This window comes from Desulfotomaculum sp., from assembly GCF_982386235.1.
In genome coordinates this window covers 81,225-98,496 of sequence record NZ_CEVWQM010000007.1, presented here as the reverse complement: position 1 = coordinate 98,496, position 17,272 = coordinate 81,225, and the positions used below count along the sequence as shown (strand labels likewise).

The following is a 17,272-nucleotide window of genomic DNA, read 5'->3' as shown; positions in this document are numbered from 1 at the left end:
TTGAGGGTGAACGATTTGCTCATTGGCAGAGTGGTAAGCAATGTTTGGTCAACACGAAAAGTAGATTCGCTATCAGGAATAAAGTTTATGATAGTAGAGATTTTAGATACATTACTGGATGCTGAAGAAGAAGATAAAAGAAAAAAAAGACGTAATGTGCTGGTGGCTGCCGATTTAGTGGGAGCAGGTGTAGGAGATAAAGTGTTAATAACCAGTGGCAGCTCTTCACGACGCATTAAAGAATTTGAAGAAGTTCCCATCGATGCTGCCATAATCGGGATTATCGATGAAAAACAGAGCTAGCAAGTGAGGTGAGAGCAGTTGTCAGGCAATACAGTACAAGCCATTCAAGAAGCAGGAGTTGTTGGTGCAGGGGGTGCCGGCTTCCCAACGCATGTTAAATTGTTGGGTAAAGCAGAATGTGTCATTATTAACGGTGCCGAATGCGAACCATTATTACGAGTGGATCAACAATTAATGAAGGATCGAGCCAAAGATTTACATCAAGGCTTAACACACATAATGGATGCTGTTGGTGCCAGTAGAGGTGTCATTGCCCTGAAAGCCAAATACAGCGAAGCAATCAAGGAACTGATAGCTACCAAAGGCGATAGTCGGGTAGAGATATTTCAGATGGGGGACTTCTATCCGGCAGGGGACGAGCAGGTCATGGTTCAGGAAGTAACTGGCCGTTCTGTTCCGGAAGCTGGCATACCCTTACAGGTTAATTGTATCGTTAATAATGTAGAAACGGTATTAAATGTTGCCGATGCCCTGGCAGGACTGCCTGTGGTGGACACATGGCTAACTGTAACAGGAAAAGTAAGTAAACCCTTTACCGCGAAGGTACCCATCGGGACATCGATCAGATATGTGCTAGCGATGGCTGGGGTGCAAGAAAATCCAGGCCTGGCAATGATAGAGGGTGGGCCGATGATGGGCAAACTCATCCCTGATTGGGATACCCCTGTTACTAAAACAACCAAAGGCCTTATTGTTTTGCCTGTTGAGCATGCACTCATCCGTATGCGTCAGGCTAATATTGATATTTTCTTAAGAAAGGCCCGTTCTTTGTGCATGCAATGTGCCCGCTGTAGTGAGCTATGCCCACGGAATTTATTGGGTCATCGTATAAAGCCACACCGAACCATGCGGTCGATGGCCTATGCACGCAATGACATGGCAGCGGTTAAATCAGCTTTGCTTTGTTCAGAATGTGGGGCTTGCGAATATGCGTGTCCCATGGATTTGTCTCCAAGGCAGATCAATAAAAGAATTAAAGCGGAGTTAGGAAAGGCGGGTATCAAATACCAAGGTGACGGAAGTGATCCCAAAGCAGCAAATAACAAGGATGATCGGAAAATACCAGTTAAACGATTGATTATTCGGTTAGGTCTTAAAGACTATGATCAGCCAGCCCCCGTTCAAGAAATCCCCTTAACGAATAAAGTTAAAATAAATTTACGGCAGCATATCGGTCTTCCTTGTCAACCACTGGTTCAAGAAGGAGATTTGGTGCAGCGGGGACAGGTTATCGGAGAAATTCCCGCAGGCAAGCTAGGAGCTCGGGTACATGCAAGTATTGACGGCATCGTAAGAGAACAAAAAAACGATTCTATATTAATAGAAGCAACAGAGTGAGGGGGGAGCGAACATGCTGGCCATAGGGATGGTGGAATTCAACAGCATCGCGAAGGGGATAGAAGCTGCAGATTTCATGGTCAAAGCGGCTCTAGTAGAACTAGTAACTTGTAATACCGTATGCCCAGGTAAATACATCGTGCTAGTGAGTGGCGATGTGGCGGCCGTGCAGAGTTCCGTGGAAGTGGGTATAGAGAGGGGCAATGAAGCGGTAGTAGATGATTTCATTTTGCCCAATGTACACCCGGCGGTATTTCCGGCTATTAACTGCACCAGTGGAGTAACCGCCTTACAAGCTTTAGGCATCATTGAAGCGTTTTCCATTGCAGCGATCATTGTGGCAGCGGATGCAGCAGCTAAAGCTGCGGCAGTTGATTTAATAGAAGTGCGAACAGGTATGGGTATTGGTGGAAAATCATTTGTAACGATGACCGGGGATGTGGCGGCAGTGAAAGCTGCAGTGGAAGCCGGTGCGGAATTAATTAAAGAAAAGGGACTATTGGTAAATCAGGTGGTTATACCATCACCCAGCAGAAGACTGCACACCGCGATTATTTAATAAATTAGGGGATGAGTAAATGAAAGCCTTAATTACTGCAGGGGATGTAGAGAATAGAGCAAAAAGAGGAGAAAAACAGGTTTTCGTGGGGCCAGACCACATCATTACCCCATCGGCCAGAGATCGTGCACGGGAAATGGGGCTAACGCTAACTTATGCAGACAATGCAATTGTGTCAGTACCTGCTAGCCACCTGCCGACGGAGCCAACAACCGTAGGCAGCAGTGAGTCCAAACAGGATATGGCAAAGCTTATTTCTCAAAATATGGGGGATGTTCAAGCAAGCCCGGAACTGATAGAACGAATTGTTAAAGAAGTACTAGCCGTTTTAGGAACTACGGGGGTAAACAGCCAACCAGTAGTAGAAAAGCACCACAGTGGGGTGCGTTTGATACATGGTGATACCATTGTGTGTGAGCCCTTTTCCACGGGTAACCCACGGGATAAAGTAGCACTAAGGGATGTACTTCCCTTATCCGATAGCCCCAATATGTGTGCCGGCATTATGAAAATGGAACAAAGTGCTTTCCAGTGGGAATTAAGGTACGATGAATATCAATATGTGATAGAAGGTGAACTGGAGATTATTGTAGATGGACAAACTTATGGCGGTAAGGCTGGTGACGTATTTTTTGTGCCCAAGGGAACGACCATCACCTTTAGCAGTCCGGCCAGTACTAAATTTTTCTATGTAAGTTATCCGGCTAATTGGCGAGAGCAGTAAAGGCGGAAAATATAAATTCGGGAGGGGAGCACATGCTTGACTTTGATTTGAGTTCCATTCAAGAAGCTAGGGATTTGGCCGTCAGTGCCACGGAAGCCCAGAAAAAATATGCTAATTTTAGTCAAGAGGAAGTAGACCGGATCATAAAGGCGATGGTTGATGCTGCCATGTCTAATGCAGAGTGGTTAGCTAGAATGGCTGTTGATGAAACTAAGTTTGGTGTGTTTGAAGATAAAATAGTCAAAAATCAATTTGCTGCCCAGGGAGTATATGAATATATTAAAGACATGAAAACCGTTGGTGTGATCAACGAGGACAAAGAGAAAAAGGTAACAGAAATAGCGGCACCCGTAGGCGTAGTGCTGGGGATTATACCATCAACCAACCCCACATCAACGGTTATCTATAAATGCTTAATCTCCTTAAAAGCTCGTAATGCCATCGTCCTATCGCCACATCCCTCAGCAAGTCGTTGTATCTTTGCCGCTGCCCAAATTATGCAAAAGGCGGCAGTTTCTGCAGGGGCTCCCGAAGGAATTATCGGGTGTTTATCTAAATGCACCATGGGAGCGACCGACGAATTAATGACCCATCCAGGCGTTGCACTTATTTTAGCTACCGGAGGATCGGGATTAGTAAGGGCTGCTTATAGTTCAGGAAAGCCAGCCTATGGGGTAGGCCCTGGTAACGTACCGGCCTTTATTGAGCGTACAGCAGATATTCCTTACGCAGTGCAATGTATTATTGATAGTAAGACCTTTGATAATGGAACGATATGTGCTTCCGAACAATCCATTGTTGTGGAAGAATGCATGAAGGATCAGGTGGTAGCTGAGTTAAAAGCCCGGGGGGCTTATTTCATGACGCCGGAAGAGACAAAAAAAGTAGCAGCCATGCTTTTTACAAGCAGAGGCATGAATGCTTCCATGGTGGGTAAGAGCGGTAAATATATTGCCCAAAAAGCCGGACTGGCTGTACCGGAAAATACCAAGGTATTAATAGGAGAACAACAGGGTGTAGGCAAGGACTATCCCTTGTCCAGGGAAAAATTAACCGGTGTTTTGGGTTTCTATACCGAAAGTGATTGGGTAGATGCCTGCAAGAGATGCATCCAGCTTTTGGAATATGAAGGAACAGGACATAGCTTAGCCATACATTCTCAGAATCAGGATATTATTAAAGAGTTTGGCTTAAAGAAACCGGTGTTTAGAATATTGGTCAATACACCTTCAGCCTTAGGCGGCATTGGTTACGCCACAGGTTTGGCCCCTGCCCTTACGTTAGGTTGTGGAACCTGGGGTGGCAGTAGTACATCAGACAACGTAACACCACTACATTTAATTAATAAAAAACGCATTGCTTATGGTATCAAAGAATTCTATAGTAATAAGGTTTCTACCAATAAAAATGATTCCACAGAGATAACACCGGATCTAATAACCACTATCGTAAAACAGGTTATGGCACAAATGAGGTAGTGGAGGTGTTGAATGGTGGACAAAGCCACGGTTGTAGAACTTGTTACAAAAATTGTTCTGGAAGAACTAAAGAATAAAAAGTCACCCGCAGTGGATTGGCACAGCAAATTAAGGCAGGAGGATAAACGAATACCTGTGGGAGTATCAAACCGGCACGTGCATCTCTCTGAAACAGATATCGAACAGCTTTTTGGAACCGGCGCGAAGCTAACACATTATAAAGATCTATCCCAGCCCGGACAATATGCCTGCCAGGAAAGTATTACTTTAGTTGGCCCCAAAGGAGTACTAGAAAAGGTACGGGTGTTGGGTCCTGTAAGGAAAGCTACCCAAGTAGAAATAGCTATTTCAGATTGCTTTAAGCTTGGCATAAAAGCACCAATAAGGGATTCGGGTGACTTAGAAGGTTCGGCAAGTGTTACTTTAGTGGGTCCAAAGGGTTCTTGTACGATTCCTGAAGGTTGCATTATTGCTGGCCGCCATATTCATATGCATACCAGTGATGCAGCAAAATTTAATTTAAAAGACGGCGCTAGAGTATCCATCAAGGCCAATGGCCCAAGACCTGTAACCTTTGGTTCCGTGCTGGTTCGGGTGAGTGAAAAATTTTGCCTGGAATTTCATTTGGATACCGATGAGGCAAATGCTGTAGGGCTTAAAAATAACGACTTAGTTGAACTGCAAATCGAAAGCTAGTGTTGCAACATACCGTTCCGAATTAGTTTCAACACTACTATAAAATAAAGTTTTTCTAAAGATCACCCCATGCATCAAATTGCAAAGGGTGATTTTTTCTTACCCCACCCCGGATGCTTGATCAGAGGTAAATTTAAACACGGTCAACCTGGTTTTAAGGTCTTCTGTCATCTCATCCAGCCTATTTGCTAAGGAAGCAATTTCTCTGGCTGAGACTTCACTTGAATCCATTCCTTCTTCTTCTTGGCTCTCTTCACTGGCCAATACCTGAATCTTTGCTGCAACTTGCTCGGAGCCGGAAGAGATATTTTGTACGCTTTCCGTAATCAGGTCAATATATCGATTGGTCTCTTGGATGGCTAAGGATATTTCTTGCAAAGAGCTTTTGGTCTGATGAATACCCAGGATACCTTGTTCTGCCACGCTCTGACTGATTGTCATTTGATTAGTGACGAGTGAGCTTTGTTGATAAATATCCTCTAACAACTGAGCAACCTCACTGGCTGCTTGTGAGCTGCTATCCGCTAGTTTTTTAACTTCCTGAGCTACCACGGCAAAGCCCCTGCCATGTTCGCCGGCCCTGGCCGCTTCAATGGAGGCGTTAAGGGATAGAAGATGGGTTTGCGAGGATATTTGTTGGATAAGCTGCATGAAGTCAGCAATTTTATTAATGTTATCCCTTAGTTTTTGAACCGCAGCAACATGCTCATCAATTACCTCAGCATTTTTATCAATCACCAGGGCGATTTTTTGCAGTGCCCCTTCACCGTTGGAGGCCGCTAATAACATTTTCTCACTGGCGGTTTTTGAGCTATCAATCTCTGTGGTAATGGTATCCACAGAAGTCGCAACTTGCCTGGCCAAAACATTTGTTTGCTCAACCGTTTCCACCTGATTTTTAGCTACTGCTGTTATTTTCTTATTAAATTTATGTACCTGATTAAACATCTCCAGAATTTGAGTTAGGAAGCCGGAAAGACTTTCTAACATGGTATTAAAACTTTCCCCTAAAACAGCAAATTCAGAACTCATTTTAGCTGCTCTTACTCGTACTGTTAGATCGCCCCGGCTTGCTTGTTCACAGGCAATCATGATCTCCTTTAAGGGTTCGGTAAGTTTCTTAGCCACTGCCCGGCAGATTAAGAAGGCCACTGTTAAAGCCAGCAACCCAACCCAAATAGCTATATTTCGCAGTTGATAAACATTGGCTAGGTAATCCTTTTCCCGCAAAGCAACGAGATAGTACCAGTTTTTGCCTGGTATAAACTGGCTGGCTATAGAATATCTGTCAGCATTTATAAGGACTGATTTTATACCTGTATCGCTTGAACCAATCGTTTTTAGTATCTTATCGGGTATTGCATTATTTGAGCCGGCTGCATTTATAGCTGGTTTTGCTTCACTATCTATAAACAATAAAACTGGTTTAAGGCCCTTGGTGGTAAAGGCAGCCCTTTCCTTATTCAGTAAATATTCTACCTTAGTAGTGAAATCCCGGGAATCAACTGTGCTCGTGTAGAACTCGACCGTTTCTGCAATGTTTTTGGCGGAGACGATTAATTTGTCCTCTATTAATACTTCTACCGTTTGTTTGGCAACTAAATAAGTAGTTAATCCCAAAATACCGATGGCTAAAGTAATAAGCAATGTAAAAAGCAGAAGCAGGCGATGTTGAATACTTTTCTCTCTTCTTGTTCGACCAGTAAATTTGATAGGATTCATTAAATATTATCCCCCCAGGTAAAATTTGGTTATGTACCAAATTTACCTTATCGATGTTATAAACGAGCAGATCTAGGGTTAAGTTTGTTAGAGTTCGATTAATTTTGTGTTAATTCCGGAAAAATTTTAATTTTAGCAAATGAATAGGCCTAAGACGATAGAAAATAATACGAATCTCAGCTGGATAAAAAAATAAGGAACTGCCATCTAGTTGCAGTTCCTCAGAATTGTCGCTCTCTAAAATAGGGGTATTTCATCAAAAATTCCTGCTTAGTAAGGCCATGCTTTTCAATGTGAACGATGGTGAAAATATCTAACTTTATATTACATATTCAGAGGGGAATAATTTGAAAAAATGGGGATGTCTTCATGCCGGGACTGGAACTTTGGGGATTGTTTATTATACCGTGTGAATAGGGCCTAACCTTCCGGGGCAGCTATTTTTTGACAAGGGAACGGCAGACTGGTGTTGTATCCCCCGTTGGAGGGAGTGCATATCACCAAGTATTTGATATTTTTCTATTCCCTATTTAAATTACTTTTATTGATCAACCAATAAGCAATAAGACCCATTCCCATGGATGAAAAAACAAACAAAGCCCAAATAATCGGTGGAATTTTCAGGGCAGGGTCGGTTAGCTTTTGAGCGTCCCGATAAACGTAATAGGCCAATACAATACCTAATACAAAGGTTATTAGTACAGGGATAACAGTTAAAAGAGGGATAATACTCAGGCTAAAAGGATTTAATATACCGCTGTGAAACATCATGAATCACCTCCTTAAAAATGCGACGTCCATCCACGATGTCGCCCTTTTGATGTAGAATTACTTTTACCTTCTCAGTGCTTCCGGAATCCCCCATATTCGTATTTCGTTATTTGCCTTAGTTATCCCCAGGCCAAATAAACGATGCCGATAAGCATGCCAGGCAGACCCAGGTAAAAGAAGCTTCTTGCCCATTTGGATCGTTCAGGTCGGTCAGCCTCAGGGGTGGAGTGATAATGAGCCCGTATATCGTTGCCGGAACCAAAGGCGCCAAGAATTAACCCGGAAATGATCCAAAAACCTAGACCGATAAAGAATGAGTAGCTAATAATTGCATCCGTTGAACGGAATATCAAAGCAATTAAAAGAGGGATGGCAACGCCAATGAGAATGGGTATTTTCATTTATAACCCTCCTTAAAAAATAAGGGACGACCATCTCGATGATGTCGTCCCTATGAGGTGTCAGCATAATATCATATTTAATAATAGTAGCAATTTTATTTTTCGCTTCATCGATTTATTCCTCCACCCGCTGGTATTCCAAACGAGGGGATTCAGCAATGTGGTAAATTTGTTCTTGCTTTTCTCAATAGCGGGAATTGTTTCTTTCATAATTTTATCTAAAATTTTCACAGCAATAGTCATGGAGAAGACCTGCCGTTCCTTTTTCCATTAGCTTTGGTATTCGTGGGCAAAGTGGAATTTCCTTCTTCATTAAGCATATACTGCGATACAAGGTTAACCCAGCCCGAATATTAGGATATTGACAACAGTGGGATTAAAAACGGGGCCAGGAAGGAAGTAAATATGGCTGCCAATGCCATGGCAATACCCGACATGGCTCCCTGCAGTTCGCCTTCTTGGATAGCGATGGCTGTTCCTTGACCGTGGGCGGTGGCTCCGATGGCCAAACCCCTGCAGATGGGATTTTGAATCTTAAAAAGATCCAATAACCAAAAAGCAATCATCGAACCACCCGTGCCGGTGGCCACCACAAAGGCAGCAGTAAGGGCTGGGTCACCCCCTACAATGCGGGTAATCTCCACGGCAATGGGAACCGTTACAGACTTGGGCAGCATGGACAGGGTAATCACTGGATCAAGACCCAATAGTTTAGCCAGAGCTGCCACAGATAGCAGGGTGGACAGAACCCCCAGAAAAATACCCGATAGGATGGGTACGAGATATCTTTTTAATACCTGGGCGTTTTTGTGCAGGGGGACCGCCAATGCCACCGTGGCTGGTCCTAATAGGAATGTCATAATGTCTTTGCCCGGTGTATAGTCCTCAAAGGTTAAACCGCTGGCCACCAGCGTTAGAATAATGATGGTAGTGCTTAAAAATACCACATTGGTTAGGGGAGAAGTTGGATTCCGCCGGTTTAAGCGGCGGCTAAACCAATAACTGAAAACAGTAAGGACGATAACGAAAAGGGTAATCCATAGGTTCATGCCCTCTCGCCCTCCTCCTTATCATACTTCTTGGCTAAGAACAGGACGGTATAGGCCGTCGTAAGAATGGTTACCACGGCTCCAAGCATAACAACTGCCAGGAGCTGTATACCCTGGGCCAGAAAAAGATCCCCCCAAATCATTAGACCAACAGCAATGGGTATAAAGAAGAAAGCCATGTGTTTTAACAAGAGACCCGCCCCTTCTTCCACCCACTTTAATGGAATAACATTAAAAGTCAGCAATCCAAAAAGTAGCAGCATACCAAAAACATTACCCGGCACAGGAATATGCAGTAGGGATACCACAAGGTCACCTGCCTTGAAGATTAACCAAAGTAACGCAATTTGCAAGATGATTTTCAACCAGTGCACAGAAGTCCTCCTTGTTAACGTCAATAATTTTAGAACCGTACCTATTATAGCAAATTTTGCTGGCCATATAGAAACTTCAATTCGCTTTTCGCTGTATCGCCATGGTAGCCAATAAGCTATTGGGTGAGGTTTGCTGCTGAACAAGCGTGGGTTGGGATGATTTTGTTGTGGCCACAGTTGCTTTTATTGTTGTGTTACGGTAAAATGCCCCTAAGTTTTAATCGACATGCGTGAATGTCAAAGATGGGGTGACAAAAATTGACTCCTCGAACAAAAGAGCAGAATGAAGCCATTAGAAGGCAGCGTATTTTTCAAATTCAAAACACCGCAGCAGAAATTTTTTTGGAAAAAGGCGTTAATTTGGAAATGGGTGACATCGCTAGGCGGGCTGGTTTGGGTAGAGGGACTGTTTATCATTATTATGACAATAAAATGAGTCTGCTGGGTGAATTGATGCATCAAGCCTATGAAGAGGCACGAGTGATTACCGAGCAAACCATTCGTGTTAATCAATGCCCCTTGTTACGGCTAGAATACTTTGCGGCAGCCCAGCTAAAACAATGGATCGAACGACCCTACCTATTTATTTTGTTTAAGTATATATTTCAACCAGAACCCATCCTCTTTGAAAATTATGAAAAGCTGCGTAGTGATTTCTATATTCACATTTATTATCCTGTACTAGATACAATTAGGAGGGGAGTTCATACTAAAAAAATTGTATCGATTGAACCGGAGACGATTTCTCAATTTTATTTTGGGACTTTAATCGGGGCAGTAAGTGGCTATTTTGGCAAGAAGGCAACTAATGAATTCATTGACTCAGAATGGCGCGATGGGGTCATAAAACTGCTTGTTAGAGGGATGGAAAGATAAAAAAGAAGGGATTTTCGTATGATTACGATAAAAAGTAAAAGAGAAATTGACTTAATGCATGAGGCTGGGAAACGATTGGCTTCTTGTCATAAGGAAATTGCCAAAATAATAAAGGTCGGCATGACAACACGGGAGATTGACCTTTTTGTGGAAAAGTATTTAGCAAGGCATGGTGCTACGCCAGAGCAAAAAGGTTACAGGGGGTACCCCTATGCAACCTGTGCATCTGTTAATGATGAAATTTGTCATGGGTTTCCCACGGATAAGCCGTTAAAAGATGGGGATATCGTAACGATTGATATGGTTGTTAATTTAAATGGCGGCTTAGCCGACTCCGCCTGGACCCATACGGTGGGTAATATTTCCGAAACGAAAAAGCATTTATTAGCAGTTACGAAGGAGTCCTTATACATTGGTATTAAGCAGGCTTTTCCTGGTAATCGATTAGGAGATATTGGTTACGCGATTCAAACCTATGTAGAAGCAGAGGGTTATTCCGTTGTGAGAGATTTTACTGGTCATGGGATCGGTCGATGTTTACACGAGGAACCACAGATTCTTCATTATGGTCGGCCCGGTAGGGGACTAAGATTAAAAGAGGGGATGGTCATTACAATCGAACCGATGGTTAATGTAGGGACACACCACTGTAAAATGGACCCGAATGGTTGGACGGCAAGAACGGCTGATGGTAAGCTCTCAGCCCAATATGAACATACAATCGCGATTACTAAGGATGGGCCCCTAATTTTGACTGAACAATAAACAATCCTTGGTTGTAGGGAGTAAACTTGTGAAGCTTTCCAATAGCCAAAATTGGCTATTGGAAAAGCAGATCCTTTATATAACCGTGACATTATCCAATTTAGCCCGATAACCCTTTAAAAGGGCGTAAGTAAGTTTATCCATTGTTGCACCGTCAAAAATTGCTTTTTTGACATCGGTTTTGAAAGAAACGTTTCTTAGTATTGCGTGCCGGAAAGTGGTTCCTTTCAATGTTATCGAAAAAATTGGGTTGCAGGCAGCTACTCCTATCAATGCTCATGCAGCGATTGTAAATGCCGCAAACAATGTGAATGTGTCATAGTCGCCCGGGGATCTGACAAATAATGCTTCTTTAGCAATTTGATAATCACCGGCGGGAAGTTTACCGTAAAGCCATTCCCAGTCAATGATGATTTCTTTGCTTCCCATTGCCGGTAACATATATCCAATGGAGTTGAAACCATAATTGTTGATGACAGGTTTGACAGCTATCCATCCATTATCCGTTTTGCGCTGTACAGTGTAACTTTCGCCGTAAGTGTATTCGGTATTCGTGACATTTTTGAGTGCAAGGGTTACCCCCGAGGATGTTGCTGTACCATCTTTCACCTGCATAATAATAGGCCATTTGCTCAAAAACCCATCGATATCTCCAGATCGGATGTCGATACCGCTTCCGCCGCTTGCCCAAATACTTTCAAGATTTACGTTGTCCGGCTTGCCGCTCTGCTTGGAGTGTACGACTAAACGATAACCACCCTCAACACCGTAAACCATTATATAGTAGTCAAGGCTTGAGCTGACGTTTACGCCTATGTATTGCCGAAAGTCCTCAAACAGCAGGCGATCTCCCTTTTTAGCGAGGGTTCGCACATCTTCCAGTGTTAGGGGACGCTGCTTGTCCGGTTCAAGTTCAGGCCTTCTGTGGTCAATGCCGACGACAGTCAATTCACCGTTAACAATCGCCAGATTACCGGTTGTCCGTATTGCACCATTATATTCTGATTGCGTGACGACTAATTGCCCACCTTCCATTGACAAAGCATAATCATAGAGCATACGGTCTGATAAATCATACTGCTTTCCCGCAGCGTAATCATAGACGGTCACGCGAGTATCAACAATTCCAGAACCGATACTGACCGTCGCACAAAATTCAGGCAGCCCGTCGTCGGTTAAGTCTGCCAGATATACATTCCAAATCGGCATCCCGAAAAAGAGTATTTTTTCACCGTGAGAATCAATGGCTTTGACTTCGTACGGCGTCCACCGAAACACAGTATCCGGGTATGCGGGGAGTTCTAATTCCAAGCTGCGACCCCAGGGCATTTGTTCATTTAAGTAGTAATCCAGCCATTTGCGCGGCTCGTATGCGGATACGGGCCGCGCTGCAAACAGCTTTTCAACGGAACCGTGCCAGTCATTCTTAAAATCTTCCCAGCCAAGTCCGATTGTTCCAAGATACTTGGTTATATCGTTCTTGTTGTGTGTTACGCGGGAAATGTAAGCCGTCTTGTCGAGTTTTCCATCACTCGGTGTTGAACGGAAAGCATAGTTTATTTCTTCAAGGTTATCGATCAGCGAGAATAATAACACGGAGTTTTTTGGCGTAACCGCTATATTTCTTATGGCGCTCGTTTCTGTGTCATTAGGTTCATAGTAGACGGTAAGCGTAAACGGGGCACAGCCCGTATGGTAATCGTCGCCGATGGAAAAAAACCGTTGCGTATGCTCTCTGTCAAGTCTTGGGAGAGCATCTATAATTTTTCCGACTGCACTATTGTTGCCAACATAAGGTGTACGCATTGCGGAAAGCGCTTTCAGGTCATCCATATTTACCTTCATATCCGGGCTTGCCAGAACAATCGCATAAACGGTATTTACCTGCGCCGGATAGGACTCCGCGATTTCGCCGTTATAATAGACAATAACCTTGTCGCCAACGGTAAAATGGGTCATGCTGTCTTTTAATTTTACATTGAGAGAAACACGTATCAAGTCGCTGCTCCTGCGCACGTCTTCGCCCTCTTTGACACTTACAAGGATAGCATGGTCATACACTTGCGTTACCGTTCCGGCAAAGTGCGGCTTCTTAGCAACATTGTTCATAGACATTGGTATTATTGAATCAATAGTGCTTCCATCGGTGGCTCTGTTCACCGCTAACCCAACGCTCAGCACCATTGCCAACGCCGCCACCACGATAATCACCCGCGACGGCTTTCTGAAATTCAACACGTTTTTTATTCTTTCTTTAACGCCGCCTTCGCCAAAAGCAAGCGGACTGCCGCTGATGATACGTCTATCCGTCGCTAAGGATAAGAGCGACAGCGAATAATCCCTTTTTATTTCGCCGCCCAGTTCTTTCAACACGCGCTCATCGCATGACATTTCCATATCCGCGCCCATCAGCAGGAATGCCGCCCACGCCAACGGGTTAAACCAATGCACACACAAAATGAAATATGCTGCGAATTTGACAATATGGTCATACCGCTTAATGTGCGTTTGCTCATGCAGAATAATATAATCTCGTTCTTGCACGGACAAGCCGAGCGGCAAATAGATTTTCGGCTTGAAAATACCAAGCACGAAAGGCCATTTTATGTTTGCCGCTTCATAAATATTTGCTTCGGCATGAGCCGCTTCCCGCATCTTTCGTTTAAGGATAATAAAGGACCCTACGCCATAAATGAGCATTACGGCAACACCGGCAAGCCATACAAACGCGCCGATTGTTGTCCAAATTTGCAATGGGTTTACGCTCGCCCCAAGTGCGGGTGCAGGGAGTGAACCGCTGATGATGTTATCTATAACCGTTACGCCGCTGTCAATGCGCGGTGCAGTTTGCATGGCTATATCTGGCGGTATGGCCTGCGCCTTAAACGGTATTAGGCTGAAAACGCTTTCGATTGAAAACGGGCACACAAGCCGAAATCCTGCCACACCCCAAAGGCAATATGAAATGATTTTCGGGGCTTTTTTGAGCAGAAGACGGGCAAAGCATATCGCCGCGATAACAAATGCCCCCGTCAGACTCATGTTCAAAATTGTGAGGAACAATTTATCCATTGACATCGCCCTTTTCGTGTTCGTCAATCAGCCGTCGAAGCTCTGCGGCTTGCGTCGGTGTGAGCTTCTTGCCGCCAAAAAATGAGGTGATAAATTTCGGCAACGACCCGCCGAAGGTATCCTCAACATAACGGCGGCTTTGATGTGCGATTAGCTCATCTTGGGTAAGCAGAATGGTCACGTTTGCATGATCGTTTTTGAATACGCCCTTATCGCAGAGCTTCTTCAGCACAGTGTAAGTAGTTGATTTTTTCCAATCCATTTCGCGCTCTGCCAGCGTGACCAAATCCGGCGAGGTCAATGGTGCATGCCGCCAAATCAGATGCGCAAGTTTTTCTTCTGCTGTTGTAAGATATATATTTTTAGGCATCGTTATTCTCCAGTCTAAATAAAATAAACCATCTTCAGTCTATCCTATTTAGACTAAAATATCAATGTTGAAATTCTTCTGTTTGAGAAAAGTAGATTACGCATCATTTCGTCCCTTAACAATCTGTGTTTTGATTGTGAATCGTTAGGGCAATGATATCAAAAACAAATTACCACAGATTCTTCATTATGGTCGGTCCGGTAGGAGGTAGTAAACTTGGAAAAAGCCAGATCCTTTATATAACCGTGACATTATCCAATTTAGCCCGATAACCCTTTAAAAGGGCGTAAGTAAGTTTATCCATTGTTGCACCGTCAAAAATTGCTTTTTTGACATCGGTCTTGAAAGAAACGTTTCTTAGTACGGCATGCCGGAAAGTGGTTCCTTTCAATCCGGAATAATCAAAATTGGTACCATGGAGGGTTTGATGATCAAAGCATACGCCGGATAAATCGGAATACTTAAAAATAGTACCCTTTAATTCGCTGTTTTTAAAACTTGCCCCTTTAAGACTCGATTTTTCTATTTTAGCGTCGGTAAGATTGGTGCCGTCAAATTTCACGTGATTTAAATTGCTGCATTTAAATGAGCTGTTACTTAAATCAGAATGGCTAAAATCCGAACCTTGCAAGTTGCTGTAGTTAAACTTCCCGTCGAGGACTTTTACTGCTTTAAAATCCGAGTTCGGCAGATTACTTTTAGAAAAATCCATGCCCACCATTTGCTGCAACTCACATGTTTTTGTATGAATACTTTCAATGATTTCCGAGACCTCGCCGATTGAATTAATTGTCGTATTGTAAGCAGTGTCTTCATCGTAGCCTTCCTTTTTCAAGTCATTCAGCTTTTCCTGTAAATCATTGAACAGCTCTTCCTTCAATTCCTGCACGGCTTTTAAATCGTCATAAGGAGCAAAAATCCCGTCTAGGTATTTTTTTAATTTTTCATTCATCGTGATTTCCACCTTCTTAAATCAGATTATCAAGGATCCGCTTTGCATACTCCCAGTTGTTTTTGTTGTCAATATAAGTTGTTTTCCCTTTGTCCGTTATCCGATAATACTTTCTTCGTCCCCCCTGAGTCTCATCTCCCCAGTAAGAGGTTATATTTCCCTCCTGTTCCAGCCTTTTTAAGCATGAATACATGGTAGCTTCCTTTAACTCATACCCACCGTTTGAACCAGAATGGACAAGTTTACTAATCTCATAGCCATATTTGTCTCCCTTTAGTAAGAGCTTTAATAGAATCGTATCGATATGTCCCCGAATCAGGTCAGATGATATTTTTAGGCCCGTCATTTATTTCACCTCTGCAAGTACAGCATAAAGAAAATTACTATGTCTGTCAAGATACTATATTGTGCGTAATAATAAAAATATTATATACAAAAGATAATTGTAGAATTGGTTAACGAGAAGAAAGGAAAATGCAACTAAGACAGTTATGTTTTGAAGCGGAATGTTAAAGTAAACTTAACAAACTCTATACGGGATCTTTACAATGTGTTCATTAAATCTTAACACAGAAACGTTATGATTAATTTGTCCGAAAGATTACGGCATAAATTCTAAAATAAAATCAGGGAGGAATAACATTGTTTAAGAAAGTAAGGGGATTGTTGGTTTTGGCAGCTTGTCTTTCACTTTTAGTATTTGCAGTTGGTTGTGGTGGCACAGCTAATGAAGCAAAGGATAGCGAAGACAAAAAGGCTGATGTAGCAGAGGTTAAAGGTAGCCTTACGGCAGTAGGTTCCACAGCATTACAACCACTGGTGGAGCAATCCGCTAACCAATTTATGAGCAAAAACCCGGACGTTCAAATTACGGTTCAAGGTGGCGGCAGCGGAACGGGTCTCGCCCAAGTTTCCAGTGGTGCAGCCCAAATTGGCAACTCGGATCTTTTTGCTGAAGAAAAGGATGGTATTGATGCCAGTATCTTAACTGACCACAAGGTTGCTGTGGTGGGCTTTGCGGCAGTGGTCAATCCTTCTGTAGGCGTGGATAATTTGACCAAACAACAACTTATTGATATATTCACTGGCAAAACGACCAACTGGAAAGAAGTTGGCGGTAAGGATCAAGAAATTGTTGTAGTAAACCGTGCGAAGGGTTCCGGTACCCGCGCTTCCTTTAAGAAATATGCTTTGGATAACCAGGAAGAAGTTAAAGGTTTGGAGGAAGATTCCTCCGGTACCGTTAAAAAGATTGTGAATGAAACCCCTGGTACCATCAGCTATCTAGCTCTTTCCTATGTTGATGACAAAGTTAAAGCCCTGAAAATTGATGGCGTAGAACCAAATAAGGAAAGCATTACCACTGGCAAATACAATATCTGGTCCTATCAGCACATGTATACAAAGGGTGCTCCGGAAGGTGCAGTAAAAGCTTTCCTTGACTACATGCTGACGGATGATGTGCAAGTTACATTGGTACCACAACTTGGTTATATTCCGGTGAAAGATATGCAAGTTGAAAAGGGTGCTAAATAGTACCGATGTAAAATATTACAACCACCCCCGAAGTTTAAATAGAACAAACCCGTACTCACTAGAATGATGCAGGTTTTGTTCTATTTAAACTTAAATAAAATTTTACCTTCTCTCAACATCACCTTTACTTATGTATTTTATAATGGTACGAATAGCCATCAATCGTGATGCTCATAGCTACCTTTCCGTTGGCAACTGCGATATGGCTAAGCAACTTGCAGAAAAAATTGGCATTAAACCAAGCAGGGTACGGAATACCTCTATACCTTTTATGATGGGCTATATT

Annotated in this window: 18 protein-coding genes; 9 read left to right on the top strand and 9 right to left on the bottom strand. The window is 43.1% G+C overall.

The features are described from left to right. Positions 1-6: 6 nt before the first annotated feature. The 6 genes from AC1U9Z_RS06155 to AC1U9Z_RS06130 are packed head-to-tail and all read left to right on the top strand — an operon-like array spanning position 7 to position 5,098. The gene (locus tag AC1U9Z_RS06155; protein ID WP_479956371.1) at positions 7-303 is read left to right on the top strand and encodes a EutN/CcmL family microcompartment protein; all 297 of its coding nucleotides are present in this window, start codon (positions 7-9) and stop codon (positions 301-303) included. Between the two features lie 18 nt (positions 304-321). Beyond that, the gene (locus AC1U9Z_RS06150) at positions 322-1,641 is read left to right on the top strand and encodes a 4Fe-4S dicluster domain-containing protein (protein ID WP_479956369.1); all 1,320 of its coding nucleotides are present in this window, start codon (positions 322-324) and stop codon (positions 1,639-1,641) included. Between the two features lie 13 nt (positions 1,642-1,654). Next, positions 1,655-2,200: a BMC domain-containing protein gene (locus AC1U9Z_RS06145; RefSeq protein ID WP_479956366.1), complete on the top strand. Its 546-nt coding sequence runs from the start codon at positions 1,655-1,657 to the stop codon at positions 2,198-2,200. A gap of 19 nt (positions 2,201-2,219) precedes the next feature. Beyond that, entirely contained in the window at positions 2,220-2,924 is a 705-nt protein-coding gene (locus AC1U9Z_RS06140; RefSeq protein ID WP_479956364.1) for a cupin domain-containing protein, read from the top strand. A gap of 32 nt (positions 2,925-2,956) precedes the next feature. After that, positions 2,957-4,402, top strand: a complete 1,446-nt coding sequence (locus tag AC1U9Z_RS06135; RefSeq protein WP_479956362.1) for an acetaldehyde dehydrogenase (acetylating) — start codon at positions 2,957-2,959, stop codon at positions 4,400-4,402. Positions 4,403-4,417: 15 nt separating this feature from the next. Then, positions 4,418-5,098: a phosphate propanoyltransferase gene (locus AC1U9Z_RS06130; protein WP_479956428.1), complete on the top strand. Its 681-nt coding sequence runs from the start codon at positions 4,418-4,420 to the stop codon at positions 5,096-5,098. Between the two features lie 99 nt (positions 5,099-5,197). Here the strand turns inward: AC1U9Z_RS06130 and AC1U9Z_RS06125 are convergent, their stop codons facing one another. The 5 genes from AC1U9Z_RS06125 to AC1U9Z_RS06105 form a co-directional block, all read right to left on the bottom strand. Continuing rightward, positions 5,198-6,820: a methyl-accepting chemotaxis protein gene (locus AC1U9Z_RS06125; protein WP_479956360.1), complete on the bottom strand. Its 1,623-nt coding sequence runs from the start codon at positions 6,818-6,820 to the stop codon at positions 5,198-5,200. Positions 6,821-7,339: 519 nt separating this feature from the next. After that, positions 7,340-7,591, bottom strand: a complete 252-nt coding sequence (locus AC1U9Z_RS06120; RefSeq protein ID WP_479956358.1) for a hypothetical protein — start codon at positions 7,589-7,591, stop codon at positions 7,340-7,342. A gap of 119 nt (positions 7,592-7,710) precedes the next feature. Beyond that, on the bottom strand, positions 7,711-7,992 hold the full coding sequence (locus AC1U9Z_RS06115; protein WP_479956356.1) for a DUF5316 family protein: 282 nt from the start codon (positions 7,990-7,992) through the stop codon (positions 7,711-7,713). 353 nt (positions 7,993-8,345) lie between these two features. Beyond that, positions 8,346-9,041, bottom strand: a complete 696-nt coding sequence (locus AC1U9Z_RS06110; protein WP_333529682.1) for an LrgB family protein — start codon at positions 9,039-9,041, stop codon at positions 8,346-8,348. Continuing rightward, entirely contained in the window at positions 9,038-9,415 is a 378-nt protein-coding gene (locus AC1U9Z_RS06105; protein WP_479956354.1) for a CidA/LrgA family protein, read from the bottom strand. The genes AC1U9Z_RS06110 and AC1U9Z_RS06105 overlap by 4 nt, the downstream gene beginning before the upstream one ends. 258 nt (positions 9,416-9,673) lie before the next feature. On the opposite strand from AC1U9Z_RS06105, the gene AC1U9Z_RS06100 reads away from it, so the two are divergent. Together AC1U9Z_RS06100 and map are read left to right on the top strand one after the other, a co-directional pair. Beyond that, positions 9,674-10,291 (top strand): TetR/AcrR family transcriptional regulator, encoded by a 618-nt coding sequence (locus tag AC1U9Z_RS06100; RefSeq protein WP_333529680.1) that lies wholly within the window; start codon positions 9,674-9,676, stop codon positions 10,289-10,291. An 18-nt stretch (positions 10,292-10,309) separates the two neighbouring features. Then, a complete protein-coding gene (map, locus tag AC1U9Z_RS06095; protein ID WP_333529679.1) occupies positions 10,310-11,056 on the top strand; it encodes a type I methionyl aminopeptidase in 747 nt (248 codons plus the stop codon). A 276-nt stretch (positions 11,057-11,332) separates the two neighbouring features. On the opposite strand, the gene AC1U9Z_RS06090 is transcribed toward map, so the two are convergent. The 4 genes from AC1U9Z_RS06090 to AC1U9Z_RS06075 form a co-directional block, all read right to left on the bottom strand. Then, positions 11,333-14,128 (bottom strand): M56 family metallopeptidase, encoded by a 2,796-nt coding sequence (locus AC1U9Z_RS06090; protein ID WP_479956351.1) that lies wholly within the window; start codon positions 14,126-14,128, stop codon positions 11,333-11,335. After that, a complete protein-coding gene (locus tag AC1U9Z_RS06085) occupies positions 14,121-14,498 on the bottom strand; it encodes a BlaI/MecI/CopY family transcriptional regulator (protein WP_479956349.1) in 378 nt (125 codons plus the stop codon). The genes AC1U9Z_RS06090 and AC1U9Z_RS06085 overlap by 8 nt, the downstream gene beginning before the upstream one ends. A 235-nt stretch (positions 14,499-14,733) precedes the next feature. Further along, positions 14,734-15,450, bottom strand: a complete 717-nt coding sequence (locus tag AC1U9Z_RS06080; protein WP_479956345.1) for a pentapeptide repeat-containing protein — start codon at positions 15,448-15,450, stop codon at positions 14,734-14,736. Between the two features lie 16 nt (positions 15,451-15,466). After that, the gene (locus tag AC1U9Z_RS06075; RefSeq protein WP_333529675.1) at positions 15,467-15,796 is read right to left on the bottom strand and encodes a PadR family transcriptional regulator; all 330 of its coding nucleotides are present in this window, start codon (positions 15,794-15,796) and stop codon (positions 15,467-15,469) included. A gap of 296 nt (positions 15,797-16,092) precedes the next feature. On the opposite strand from AC1U9Z_RS06075, the gene AC1U9Z_RS06070 reads away from it, so the two are divergent. Further along, entirely contained in the window at positions 16,093-16,986 is an 894-nt protein-coding gene (locus tag AC1U9Z_RS06070; RefSeq protein WP_479956341.1) for a phosphate ABC transporter substrate-binding protein, read from the top strand. Positions 16,987-17,272 lie beyond the last annotated feature (286 nt).